The sequence below is a fragment of the Accumulibacter sp. genome, assembly GCF_023806565.1.
Taxonomy (GTDB): domain Bacteria; phylum Pseudomonadota; class Gammaproteobacteria; order Burkholderiales; family Rhodocyclaceae; genus Accumulibacter.
This window is the reverse complement of the sequence record NZ_JAMTDV010000013.1, coordinates 16872-30286: the sequence shown is the minus strand read 5'-3', so window position 1 is coordinate 30286 and position 13415 is coordinate 16872. Positions and strand designations below refer to the sequence as shown.

General features: G+C 62.0%; 7 protein-coding genes and 1 tRNA gene. 5 read left to right on the top strand and 3 right to left on the bottom strand.

All coding sequences use genetic code 11. From position 1 onward, the window contains the following. Positions 1-12: 12 nt before the first annotated feature. Positions 13-2604 (bottom strand): glycogen/starch/alpha-glucan phosphorylase, encoded by a 2592-nt coding sequence (locus tag NFV80_RS01380; RefSeq protein WP_296757589.1) that lies wholly within the window; start codon positions 2602-2604, stop codon positions 13-15. 371 nt (positions 2605-2975) lie between these two features. Here NFV80_RS01380 and NFV80_RS01375 point away from each other — a divergent pair, with 371 nt between their 5' ends. Next, the gene (locus tag NFV80_RS01375) at positions 2976-4202 is read left to right on the top strand and encodes a benzoate/H(+) symporter BenE family transporter (RefSeq protein ID WP_295325191.1); all 1227 of its coding nucleotides are present in this window, start codon (positions 2976-2978) and stop codon (positions 4200-4202) included. On the opposite strand, the gene NFV80_RS01370 is transcribed toward NFV80_RS01375, so the two are convergent. Further along, a complete protein-coding gene (locus NFV80_RS01370) occupies positions 4199-6115 on the bottom strand; it encodes an ATP-binding cassette domain-containing protein (RefSeq protein WP_295325190.1) in 1917 nt (638 codons plus the stop codon). The two genes, NFV80_RS01375 and NFV80_RS01370, sit on opposite strands and share 4 nt — an antisense overlap. A gap of 253 nt (positions 6116-6368) precedes the next feature. Here NFV80_RS01370 and NFV80_RS01365 point away from each other — a divergent pair. The 3 genes from NFV80_RS01365 (at position 6369) to NFV80_RS01355 (ending at position 7704) form a co-directional block, all read left to right on the top strand. Beyond that, positions 6369-6440: transfer RNA gene (locus tag NFV80_RS01365), tRNA-Arg, on the top strand. A gap of 57 nt (positions 6441-6497) precedes the next feature. Further along, positions 6498-6761, top strand: coding sequence for a hypothetical protein (locus NFV80_RS01360; protein WP_295325188.1), 264 nt, complete (start codon positions 6498-6500; stop codon positions 6759-6761). Positions 6762-7182: 421 nt separating this feature from the next. After that, positions 7183-7704: a PEP-CTERM sorting domain-containing protein gene (locus NFV80_RS01355; RefSeq protein WP_295325186.1), complete on the top strand. Its 522-nt coding sequence runs from the start codon at positions 7183-7185 to the stop codon at positions 7702-7704. Between the two features lie 188 nt (positions 7705-7892). Here NFV80_RS01355 and NFV80_RS01350 read toward each other — a convergent pair whose 3' ends face one another. Beyond that, on the bottom strand, positions 7893-11207 hold the full coding sequence (locus NFV80_RS01350; RefSeq protein ID WP_295325184.1) for a VanZ family protein: 3315 nt from the start codon (positions 11205-11207) through the stop codon (positions 7893-7895). 408 nt (positions 11208-11615) lie between these two features. Between NFV80_RS01350 and NFV80_RS01345 the strand changes: the two genes are divergently transcribed. Then, entirely contained in the window at positions 11616-13406 is a 1791-nt protein-coding gene (locus NFV80_RS01345; protein WP_296757585.1) for an asparagine synthase-related protein, read from the top strand. Positions 13407-13415 lie beyond the last annotated feature (9 nt).

Here is a 13415-nt window from a genome sequence, read left to right as displayed (position 1 = left end):
AGTCGCCACGACTTAGTCGACTCCGCTGACCGCGCGGCTGAACTTCATGTCTTCACCCGAGAGATTGGTGAGCTCGATGCGAACCGGCCTGACCTTCCAGATCTCTTCGCAATACTCGCGAATCGCCCGGTCGGAAGAGAAGAAGCCGGAACGAGCGACGTTCAGGATCGACATCCGGCACCAGCGATCGCTGTCGAGGTACGCCGCCGAGACCGCTTGCTGACACTCGATGTACGACTGGAAGTCGGCCAGCACCATGTATTCGTCATGGTTGAGCAGGTGGTCGACCAGCGGCCGGAAGACCTCGCGGTCGCCGCGTGAGAAAAAGCCACTGGCGATCAGGTCGATCACCTCGCGCAGGTGCGGGTTGGCCTCGTAGTAGTCGCGCGGCCGGTAGCCCTTCTGCCGCAATCGAACGACCTCGGGCGTCGTCAGACCAAAGAGGAAGAAATTGTCTGCACCGACTTCCTCGCGAATCTCGACGTTGGCACCGTCCAGCGTGCCGATGGTGACGGCTCCGTTCATCTGGAACTTCATGTTCCCTGTCCCCGAGGCCTCCTTGCCAGCCAGGGAGATCTGTTCGGAAAGATCGGCTGCGGGGAAAATATTGTGTGCGCTCTTGACGTTGTAGTTGGGGTAGAAGACGACCTGTAGTCGGCCTCGCATGGCGGGATCGCGCCCGATCAGATCGCCGACGGCATTGATCAGGCGGACGATGAGCTTGGCCATGTAGTAGCCAGGGGCTGCCTTGCCACCGAAGATCACGGTGCGCGGCGCGACGTCCAGATGGGGATTTTCCTTCAGGTGGAGATACAGCGATACCACGTGCAGCAGGTTGAGGTGCTGTCGCTTGTACTCATGCATGCGCTTCACCTGCACGTCGAACATCGTCGCCGGGTCGACATCGAGGTGTGCATGCCGCTTGATCTCGTGCAGCAGCCTGAGCTTGTTGCCTGCCTTGACCCGCCGCCACTCGGCATGGAAGGAGGGATCGTCGGCGTAGGGTTCAAGCTCCCGCAAGCGGGTCATGTCGGTCACCCAGCCCGGCCCGATCGTGTCATCGATCAGTTTCGACATCGTCGGGTTCGCGAGCAGGACGAAACGCCGCGGCGTCACGCCGTTCGTCTTGTTGGTGAACTTCTCCGGCCACATCTCGTGGAAATCGGTGAGCACGTCGGACTTGAGCAGCTGCGTATGCAGCGCTGCCACGCCATTCACCGCGAAACTGCCGACGACCGCCAGATTCGCCATGCGCACGTAGCGAGAACCCGACTCGTCGATCAGCGACATGCGGGAGAGGCGCGCTTCGTCGCCGGGGAAACGAATGCGCACCTCGTCCAAGAATCGGATGTTGATCTCGCAAATGATCTCGAAATGCCGCGGCAGCACGCGCTTGAACAGTTCCAGCCGCCACTTCTCGAGCGCTTCCGGCAGCAGAGTATGGTTGGTATAGGCAAAAGTCCGTCGCGTGATCGACCAGGCGTCGTCCCATTCCATTGAATATTCGTCGACCAGCAGGCGCATCAGTTCGGCGACGGCAATCGACGGATGCGTATCGTTGAGCTGGACGACGAACTTTTCGTGGAAGCGTTCGAGCGAATTCTCGCGCTGCAATTGCAGGCGGATCATGTCGCGCAGGGAGCAACTCACGAAGAAATACTGCTGTTCGAGCCGGAGTTCCTGACCGGCTTCGGTTTCGTCGTTCGGGTAGAGCACCTTGGTGATCGTTTCCGAGCGAATCTGCGCGTCCACCGCCTGATAATAATTGCCGGCGTTGAATGCCGCGAAATCGAAGGATTCCGGCGCCTCGGCGCTCCACAGCCGCAGCCGGTTGGGGGTGTTGACGCCGTAACCAAGCACCGGCATGTCCCAGGCGGTACCGCGCACGACCTTGGCCGGCACCCACTGCACCCGCAGACGGCGATGGCCGTTCGCCTCGTACTGAAATTCGGTATGGCCACCGAGCTTGACATCGAAAGCGATGTTCGGACGATGGATCAGCCAGGGGCTGCCGGCACGCAACCACTTGTCGGTCAGTTCGACCTGCATCCCGTCACGGATCGCCTGCGTGAAAATTCCGAATTCATAAAGGATGCCGTAGCCGATGGCTGGGATTTCGAGCGTCGCCAGCGAATCGAGATAACAGGCAGCGAGCCGCCCGAGGCCGCCGTTGCCGAGCCCGGGTTCCTCTTCCTGATCGATCAGCACGTCCAGGTCGAGACCGAGTTCCTCGACCGCCTGCCGGGCATTCTCGTAGATGCCGAGGTTGATCAGATTGTTGCCCAGTTGCGGGCCGATCAGGAATTCCGCAGACATATAGCAGACGGTGCGGCTGCCCTGGTCCCGGTACGTGCGCGCGGTTTGCACCCAGCGTTGCAGCAGGCGGTCGCGCACCGCCTGCGCGAGTGCCACGAAACAGTCACGCCGCGTCGCAACCTGCGGGAAGCGCGCCTGCACATACACCAGCTTGTCGATCAATGCGCGCTTCAGCGCGTCGACTCCGAGCCCGGTACGGCGGTCCTCGATTCCCGTCAGGAGGTCTCCCTCCGGCTCCGCCTTCGCTTTCCCGAGCTTGGCCGTCGCAGCTCTCGTTTCATCGTTCATGTCAGCACCCTCGCGATCTTCGTGTTCGTGTGAGAAATCGTGAATCAACAGGCACCGATTCACGTCGCCAAGCAGTCTATAGCAATGTACGAATCGGCGCACGCGCACCCGCGGGAGGCCTCGTCCTGCCCGTCGCAAGGCGTCTGCGCCGCTTGTCCGAAGGCCGCTACGGGTTGCCAAGCACTCCCCGCGGAGAGGCGCCTGCTGACCGGTGGCAGCGCCATCGAGGTGCGGTGGACGGCGTTCGTTCGCCAGCCGCGAAGGCATCTGCAGGCGTTGCGAAGCTGGTCGGCTTCCCTGCGAAGTCTTACCATGCGTCCTTGCAAGGAAAACCTGCAAGACCGAAACAACCACCCGGGCAAAGACGATTGATGCGACTACTCGATGATTTCTCGGCTTCCGCACTGATCGCCGGCTTTGTCGCCGTCCTCGTCGGCTTCACCAGTTCGGCGGTGATCGTCCTGCAGGCCGCGCAGACGCTGCAGGCAACGCCGGTCGAGATCGCCTCGTGGATGTGCGCGCTCGGATTGGGAATGGGGCTGACCAGCATCGCGCTGTCACTGCGCTACCGGGTACCGGTGCTGACGGCCTGGTCCACACCCGGCGCGGCCATGCTGATCACCAGTGCAGCCGGCGTTTCGCTGCCCGAGGCAATCGGCGCCTTCCTGGTTTCGGCCACACTGATCACGGTTTCCGGTTGCAGCGGCTGGTTCGAACGAATGATCGACAGGCTCCCCCTCTCGCTGGCCGCCGGCATGCTCGCGGGGGTGCTGCTGCGCTTCGGCGTCGACGCCTTCGTGGCGATGCACAAGCAGTTTGTCCTGGTCTTCCCGATGTTCTGCGCCTACCTGATCTGCCGCCGCCTGCTGCCACGCTACGCTGTCGTCGTCACCCTGCTGCTCGGCACCGTCCTCGCCGCCGCGGCGGGACAGCTGCACCTCGAAGGGCTGCAACTGGAACTCGCGATACCGGTATTCACCGCCCCGCAATTCTCCTGGCGGGCGCTGGTCGGCGTCGCGCTGCCCCTCTACGTGGTCACCATGGCCTCGCAAAATGTTCCTGGCGTCGCCGTCATCCGCGCTTCCGGCTACCGCCTGCCGATCTCCCCACTGATCGGCTGGACCGGCGCAGCCAATCTGCTCCTCGCCCCGTTCGGCGGCTTCGCGCTGAACCTGGCGGCGATCACGGCTGCCATCTGCATGGGCCGCGAAGCGCACGAGGATCCCGGTCGGCGTTACTTCGCGGCGATCGCCGCCGGCGGCTTCTATCTGCTGATCGGCCTTTTCGGGGCGACGGTCGGCGCGATCTTCCTCGCCTTTCCCAAGGAACTGGTTGTGGCAATCGCCGGTTTCGCGCTGCTCGGCACCTTCGGCGGCGCGCTCGCCACGGCTACTGGCCGGGAAGCCGAACGCGAGCCCGCCCTGCTGACCTTCCTGGTCACTGCCTCGGGTATCGCGCCGGGCGGGGTTGGCTCCGCATTCTGGGGACTGCTGGCCGGACTCGCCGGGCTGCTGATCCTGCGCGCGACACCACCGCAGTTCCATCGTCCGACAGCAACGCCGGACCCGGATCCATCGACGCCACGTCGCACCGGTTAACCTTCGAGCGCCTCCCAGCGTTCGAGCAGCGCCAGCAACTGTTCGTCGATTTCGCTCAGGCGTCGCGCCAGCCGTTGCGCTTCCTGCGCCTGCGACTGGTACAACGCCGGATCGGCGAGGCGCTCGCCGATCGTCTTCTGCTCGGCCTCGAGGGCGGCGATGCGTCCCGGCAGTTCGGCCAGTTCCTGCGTCTCCTTCCAGGACAGCTTGCCGCCGGTCGCCGGCTTCGGGTGGGCCGGCCTGGTCTGCGACGCCTGGCGCGCTTCGCCGCGGCGGACGGCACTCGTCGGAGCAAGCTCCTCACGGCGGCGAGCTGCGTGATACTCGACCCAGTCCTGGTAACCGCCGGCATATTCGCGCCAGACACCGTCGCCCTCGGCGGCGATGGTCTGCGTGACGACGTTGTCGAGGAAAGCGCGGTCGTGGCTGACGAGAAACAGAGTGCCGTCATAATCCTGCAACAGCTCCTCGAGCAGTTCGAGCGTCTCGATGTCGAGGTCGTTGGTCGGTTCGTCGAGCACCAGCACATTCGCCGGCCGGGCGAACAGACGCGCCAACAGGAGACGGTTGCGCTCACCGCCGGAGAGCGAGCTGACCAGCGAACGTGCGCGCTGCGGGGCAAACAGAAAGTCGCCGAGATAGCTGATCACATGCTTGCGCTGGTTGCCGATGTCGACGAAATCGGATCCCGGAGAGATGACATCGATCAGGGTCGCCTGTTCGTCGAGCCGACTGCGGAACTGGTCGAAGTACGCCACCTGCACTTTCGTTCCGAGTTGCACCTTGCCCTGGTCGGGCGGCAATTCCCCCAGGATCAGGCGCAGCAGCGTCGTCTTGCCGGCACCGTTGGGACCGATGACGCCGATCTTGTCGCCGCGCTGGATGCGACACGAGAAATCCCGCACCACGAACTTGTCGCCAAAGCGTTTGCCGACGTGCTCGATCGCCGCGACCAGCCTGCCACTGCGCTCGCCGGCGTCGAGCGCCATTTCCACCCTGCCCTGACGCTCGCGTCGCGCCGCACGCTCCCGGCGCAGGCGTTCGAGGCGCAATACGCGGCCTTCGTTGCGCGTCCGCCGCGCCTTGATCCCCTGCCGAATCCACACTTCCTCCTGGGCAAGGAACTTGTCGGCCCGCGCATTGCTCAACGCCTCTTCGTGCAGCATCGCCTCCTTGCGCGCCTGATACTCGCGGAAGCTGCCGGGACACGAAAGCAGCCGGCCGCGGTCGAGCTCGACGATGCGCGTGGCGACGCGTTCAAGGAAGCGACGGTCATGAGTGATGAACACCAGCGTCACACCCGACGCAACCAGCATTTCCTCCAGCCACTCGATGGCGCCAACGTCAAGATGGTTGGTCGGCTCGTCGAGCAGCAACAACTCCGGAGAAACGGCCAGCGCCTGCGCCAGCGCCAGACGCTTCTTCTGGCCACCCGAGAGCGTTCCGACCAGCGCATCGGCATCCAGCGAAAAACGCTGAATCACCCGTTCCGCCTGCGCCTCGAAAGACCAGGCGTCACGCGATTCGAGTTCGCTCTGCAGCGCATGCATGCGCTGCAACAGGTCTTCCTGGTCGGCCCCGGCTTCGCCAAGAGCGTGCGAGACAGCGTGGTAGTCGCGGAGCAGGGTCGACACCTCGCCCATGCCGGCGACGACCGCGTCAAATACCGTGACTTGCGGAGCAAAGGGCGGCTCCTGCGGAACGTAGCCGATGCGCAGGCCGGGCTGGATCCATACCTTGCCCTCGTCGAGCCCGCCACAACCGGCGAGAGCGCTCAACAGCGACGACTTGCCGGTGCCGTTGCGACCGATAAGCGCAACCCGTTCTCCCGGATCGAGCTGAAAATCCGCATGATCGAGCAAAGGCACATGACCGAAGGCGAGGGAAGCATCGGAAAGCATGAGGTACGGCATGGTTGTGCGTGCGCATGAAGGTTGGGCAAGGCGTCGCCGCGAATCGCGCCGATTGTGCTGCTGCGGCAGTCGCGGACGACCGCAGAAGGGCGATTCTACCGCGCGCAACGGACGCACGGATCGACACGTGAGCGAACTTCGATCGGCGCTCACTCCCGGCGTCGCCCCGGAGATGCCGGCAAGTTTGCTTGGCGGCTACGGCCAATCGCCCAATTGGCGCATTCGCGAGGCAGCGGCTACAATACGCCCCCGGCTCCTCGTAGCATAATGGATAGTGCACGCGCCTCCTAAGCGTGAGATACAGGTTCGATTCCTGTCGAGGGGACGAAGAACCTCTGGTTCCTCGACAATTCCGGCGTCGAGCGGCGAGACGGGCAGTCCGATGGATGAGGGCATGTTGCCGAAGCACGTAGCGATCCCGGAATGCCAGAAGTCGGCAGTCGAGCGGAAAACCAGCCGGTTCCGGCATCTGGAAACCACCATTGAGAAGGGAATGCGCGGCCACCTTGTGAACCGTCCTGGCGAACTGCAGCCGTCGCAGCGCCGCTCGGCACCCGTGTGCGCCGCATCATTCGCACCAGCGCGGAATCCGGCTTTCCTGTCGAAAATTTTTACATTTTCCTTCAAAATCGCCGCACGACAATAGGAAATATTTCACAACAATCTGTTCTTATTGAAAAAAACAGTTTCCGGCATAAAATTTGCTTGTAGACTTTTGGCTTGCTTTTCCCATGGTAGTTTTGGCAATCGACGCTGTTGTGCAGACTACGAAATCTCCACAAGAGGACCACGATGATACATATGACTGCACGTTGCTTGTTGGCTGGGCTGCTGCTCACGGCGCCAGCATGGGGGTTTGCTGACCCCATTACGTTTACGATGACAATTGATGGAGTTGATCCGACCACCCCTCCGGCCGAGAGCGACCCACATCCGGTTCGTCCCGGAATGTTCGTAGGGCTGGGCGACTGCAGCGCTGATACCGCCGCCGACAACCATTGCACCGGCAGCCCGCCAGTCAGCAAAAACCGCTTGGCACGCCCGATAAAGTGAGCTCAGCCAACGCCATGAACGGGACGAATCTCTCGAACGCCGCGATATACGGATACGGGCTGCCTCTGGACCAGGTAATTTTTCACGCGTTCTCGGCGCAATTCACCGTCACGGGTGGCGCGATCGACGGCCCCAACATCTTTTCGCAAGCGTTCGATTTCATCGTAGGCAATACTGGCGGTGGTTCGAACGGATTGGGAAACTACACGGCAGGCCTGTTTCTGGCTCGCACCGTACGCATTGTCGGTACCAATGGAGTCGATGTCTCGGCAGTCATAGCGCAGGAGGCAGATCTGACCATCGGGACATTTGTCGATACACTGAAGATATTGGAGATAAACCACCAGTTTTACCTCGGACCGGGAGTGGGGTTCGTGCGGGTGGTATTGTCCGGCGAAGGGCCGGTTACCGAAGGGGACCCCGGAGTCGACGTCGGTATTTCTCTTGACGATGTGGCACTGCCGTTGCCATCTACACTCCCATTACTGGGCTTGGGTCTGGCCGTGATGGGTTCGATGCGGCGGTGGCGCCGGTGAACAAGTGGCATTCATGGCCTGAGCACGAAATCGGCGACTAAGGCACCTCGAAACGGAAGGCGCCATTTCCGGAGAGAATGAAGTCCGCCGTTCGCACGCCAAGACATCCTGGCCCGCGCGTGTGTGGACTCCCTGGGCGAAGAGGGTGCTTCGTCCGGTCGCGCGATCGACGGGCAACGACACGGAAGCTATGACGAGTTTCGTGAGTTCCGGAACGATCTTGCGTTCGCCGGCGGAGCAATCCGCGAATCCATAAGCTGCGACGCATCGCTTGCCTTGGCCCCAAACCGGGCGAGCAGCAAGACCAACAGCAAGATCCGTGGAGAATCCACGACACTGTTGAATAAGCCGAGCACCATCACTCCTGTGAGAGACGCCAGAACTGCTCCAGCATATACGTTACCTCGCCAGGCAGCACGCGTGGCACGGCCGAGTGCCAAGGCCGCGAGCAATCCGAGACTGACGACACCCAGCCAGCCTTGATCGAAGAGAATACCGACCGGCAGACTAAAGATGTGCCAGGGCTTATGGTCGTCGGCAGAGAAAAACCAGTGGTCCAGAGCATGCGAGAAGTTGCCATTGGCCACCAGCTGCCTCCCGTCCGGCGCTACCAGACTGACGTTATCGACATCTACCGGGAACTCGCCACCGGCATTGTGCAGGGCCAATCTTACTGGTCGGCGAGAGTACCAATGGCCACTCCCCACCTCGCCGGAGGCGACGCTCTTTTCAAAGTGCACCCACGTATTGACTTCCGTCTCACTACCGAACGTCGTAGACACGCAGTTATAGGACGCAAACAGCCATTTTTCGCATATCGACACACCGATTCTGGCGCCCGGCTGGTGCGCGCGCAGATCGAGACTGAGCAGATAGTTGTCGTTTGGCGACACCGCCACTCCCTGCTCCAGGAAGATCGGGTTGCCCGCAGTGAGCCGGAGAAACGTTTCGCCCTCCTCGTTTACCAACCGATAGGTCGCCGAGCGATTGTTCTCTCGGCTGCGCCAGTAATGCATTTCCGGGTAGCGCCCGACACCCACTCCCAACAAGGCAGCCATGCCATCCGGATCACGCATGCGCAGCGCATCGGCCCAGTGATTACGGCGCACTCCCAGGTCGTCGCCCGATATCGACAGGCGCGCCTGGGCAAACTGCCCGAGAAAGACGGGCACAGCCACGACGAGCATTACTGCCAGCGCCACCATGGAAAATGCCATGGCAGCCAGCCGCTGCCGTGCCGTCACAGCGCGTCTTGCCAGCGTCTCGCGGACTGATGCGAGAACGACGATCGCCACAGCCAGCACGAAGGCAGCATACGCACCACGCGAGAAAGTGACCATTAGCGCATAGGTGGCACCGATCAACACGGCTACACCAGCCAATCGCACGAGCCAACTCCTGATTTGCAGTAGCAGCAAGACGAGAAAGGGAAGCGCCGCTATCAGGAAGACCTCCATGTCGGCCCCGCCGTTATGCAGTTGGGAGAACGGGCCGGTCACCCGGTAATCGCTGGCAAAGTTCAACAAGCCCGGGAACGTCAGGCGCTCCCAGCAAATCACACCGACAGTCCCCGACAGGCCAATCACCATCCCCCATGTGAACGAACGGCCAGTTGTCCGGCCAGCAGCCTCCAGACGGCGTAGCAAACCAAAGAGCAGGAAGGCCCAGAAGGCACCCTTGGCGATCCGCAGGGCGTTATACGGACTGTAATAGTTCGTCAGAGAATTGACGTCCAGTCCTTGCCATGGAAGCAATCCGCGCAGGGTGCCAATGATGTAAGAGAGAGCAACGAGCGCGATAATCCCCTGGAACAAGGCGTCGCGATCGTAACCGCGTGGCGCTGGCGCTACCCGCGCGTAGCCCAGCGCAAGGCTGAGCGCAAGAAAAACGTCGAATTCATCGAGGTAGAATCGGCCGCTCCACGGAGCGAGGTCGAGGAGTGGCAGCGTTGCAGGAAGCAATGCAACCAGCAGCACGGGCCACCGCCACGCGAAGAACATCACACCCATCAAGAACACGGCGAGAACTCCCGCATACACGGGAAACGAGGCAAGCCAGAAGGCCGCGGCAACGACGGCCAGCAGCATCGTCACCAGGCCAGTGGCTGTCGGTCGATGCGCCGTGCAGGCGACTGTGCCGGAAGTAGTTGCGGCCGGTGCGACTCGCTGTTGCTTCGCAGCCACGGGCGCCGCTGGCAAACGCTGCGGTACTGTGTCGCTTGCTTCCTCGCGCAGCAAGCGGGCAAATCGATAGGCGAGCGCCGCGGCAAGCCAGGCGCCACCCGCCGCTACCAGCAAATTGGTCGGGTCAGCGTGGGCACCGACAAGAAACAAACGGCCGACCTCCACTGCCAGTGCCAGCCCGAAAGCCATCGAGGCGGCTCGCAATGGCGATCGGTCAAAGGCCCAGACAAATACGCCGACCGGCGCATACTGCAGCGCCACGGAAACAACACTGACGAGGGCGAGCGCTTCGCTAGTGAAGTAGTGGTAGTAAAAGGGGACGAAATGCACTTCCGCCAACGCGACCATCGCGCTCGCCGCTCCCTGGCGTGGTCGAGTAAACCAGCCATTGACCGCCAACACAGTGGTCAGGTAGATCGGGGCCAAGAGCAATGCCAGGCGACGCGCCGTCGCCGCAACCCTTATCTCGGTCCAGGCAGCGCGACGCTCCCAGAGCAGGGCTCCCAGCCAGCAACCGATCGCCCGGGCCAGCACCGAGAGCCCTTGGCTGACGCCAGAATACAAGAAGAACTGTGCCACTTCGATGAGCAACCCGAGAAGAAGTCCGAGGAAAAACGCTGACCAAGCGCGACCTGTCCTCGCCGGCCGCCGAGCAAGGAGCAAACCGATCGGAAGCACGGCTGCCGCTTCAATCGTGGTATGCAGCAGCGACCACAGACGGCTCCCTCGAGTCGAGATTGCCGCCTGCCACCAACCCCAATTGCCTGAATTCGCCCGGATCGCGAGTTCGTCAGCGGAAAGGACGAAGTCATAGGGGTAGAGGGAATAGGCGACGAAAAGGAACAGGTAGAACTGCAGCGCCAGATTGATGTACCGCGCCGGATCGTCAAGTCTCCTGCCGATCAACTGGCGAAACCAAGTGGTCCCGCGCGCGGCAATCAGAACGCCAACGACGCTGCCCAAACACTCGGACAGAATGTCGTTCAGTGACACCGTACGGGGCGGAAAGAATATCTGAAGGAACTCGATGGTCACTGCGAGGCAGCATGAAAAGCCAAGCGCAGTGACCCGAGTCCACAGCATACCGGCGCCGTGCCTCCCTCCGGCCAACACGATCGCAGAGAGAAAGCCCACCGGCACAAAGAGGACGCCGTTCGCGATCGCATCCGCCCGACTTTCGATCCCGACCGGCAACATCGAAATTTCCTGAAAGCGTGCCCAGGCCCACGTCAGCGAATGCGGGTGGAAATCGAGCGGCACCAGCATGCCATAAACGATGAAGGCGACGTAGGCCAGCAACCAGTATATTGGTCGCGTCATGCTTTCGTAGTGGACCGCGTCAGGACTTTTCGACAGACTTCCCATTGCTTGTGCCCTCGAGCCTTTTCGGGCAACCGTGACCGAGCCGGTGCGTTTGCCAAAGGCGGAACCGGCGTTCAACGTCACGCGTTTGGCACCCCAAATTGCCTGCAAATTTGGCGGTCAGCGGCGCGCGCCATAGTCGCGCATTCTGCCATACACTCCGGCACAGGATCCGAAAGGCAAGTGAACGCGACAGCCCCGTGAAATTCGACATGGCCGAGGCCCGGAAATTAGCATACCATTTGCTCGATACTGCTACTACGTTGGCATTCTCGTGGGCAATTGCATTCCGTTCTTTCCTACGAAGCCGACAGGAATCATGTCCAGAACAAGTCTCATCAACCGATCGCTACCAGTAAGGAACCGATGAAAGACAGACTTGCCGGTCAGCTCGACCTGACCCGCCTCTTCGACCCCCTTGCCGCGCGCGCACTGCCCGCCTCGCTCGTCCTGCGGGGCAATGATGTCGCCCGTGATGCAGACGCCACCTGCGCCGTAATCGGCTCCCCCTCTCTCAAGAATGACCTCGTCGGCAATGCGGCACGAACGACGGCATCGGCTGGCCAACTGCTGCGGGCGTGGCACGAGCACGGCGCCGAGGTCGCGGCGCGCATCGGAGGTTCGTACGCACTGGTGATCGTCGATGCAGCGCGGCAATGCGTTTTCCTTGCGGTAGACCGTTTCGCCGTCGAAACTCTTTGTTATCGGACCGATGGGGAGACGCTTGCCTTCTCCGATCGCGCCGACTGCGTCGAGGGACGCGGCAACGAACTCGATGCGCAAGCGATCTTCGACTACCTGTATTTCCACATGATTCCGGCGCCGCGCACGATTTTCCGTCGGGTACGCAGACTGCCGGCAGCGCACGCACTGCTCATCGACCGGTACGGCGTACAGGAGACTCGCCACTGGCGGCTGGATTTCGACGAACAAAATCGGCCACCCTTCGCGGCCGCGCGCGAAACGTTCCGCCAACTGATTCGTGAGAGCGTCGCCGAACAGTTGAGCGGTCAGTCGCGCGTTGGCGCCTTTCTCTCGGGCGGCACCGACAGTTCGACCGTGGCCGGAATGCTTTGTCAGATCACCGGCACTGCGGCGCCGGTTTTTTCCATCGGCTTCGACGCCGAGGGCTACGATGAAATGGAGTACGCCCGTATCGCCGCCAGGCACTTTGGCTGCGAACACCATGAATACTATCTGACGCCCGCCGACCTGCTGGCCAGCATGCCGGCGGTGGCGCAGCACCACGACCAGCCTTTCGGCAACTCGTCGGCACTGCCGGCCTACTACTGCGCGAGAATTGCACAGGCCGACGGTTGCACCAGGATGCTTGCCGGTGACGGCGGCGACGAACTTTTCGGGGGCAACTCCCGCTATGCGGTGCAGCGGCTGTTCGAGTTCTACCATGCGCTACCATCGGGAATCCGCCGCCGTATCGAGCCCGCCTGCGCTGACGACAGCCCAATGCGGCGAATACCGGGCCTCAAGCAGGTATGCGGTTACGTGCGCCACTCGCGCGTGCCGATGCCGGATCGCCTGCAGACATTCAATCTGATCATGCAGCTTGACCCCGCTCAGGTACTTGGCGCCGAGCTGCTTGGCCAGGTCGATCTTGGCGAACCGTCACGACACATGCAGGCCACATGGAATGAATGTCTGGCCCCGAGTCTGATCAATCGAATGCTTGCCTACGACTGGCGATACACGCTCGCCGACAGTGATCTGCCGAAAGTACGGGGCGCCACCGGGATGGCCGGCATCGCCGTCGCGTATCCCTTGCTGGCTGATCGCCTGACGGATTTTTCGATGTCGCTTCCGCCCGACTGGAAGCTCCGTCGCTTCAAGTTGCGCTGGTTTTTCAAGGAGGCGCTGCGAGGCTTCCTGCCCGACGAGATCCTGATCAAGAAGAAAAAGGGCTTCGGACTGCCATTCGGCGTTTGGACGGCACGCACCCCGGCCCTTCGGGAACTCGCCGCGGATTCGTTGACGACGCTCGCCACGCGCGGAATCGTTCGCGCCGACTTCGTCAGCCGGCTGATGACCGAGTACCTGCCCGAACACCCTGGCTACTATGGCGAGATGGTGTGGATCCTGACCATGCTCGAACAATGGCTGCGCGGGCAGCCAGAAAGCTCGTCCCTGACCTGGGCGAACTGAGACCGGTTA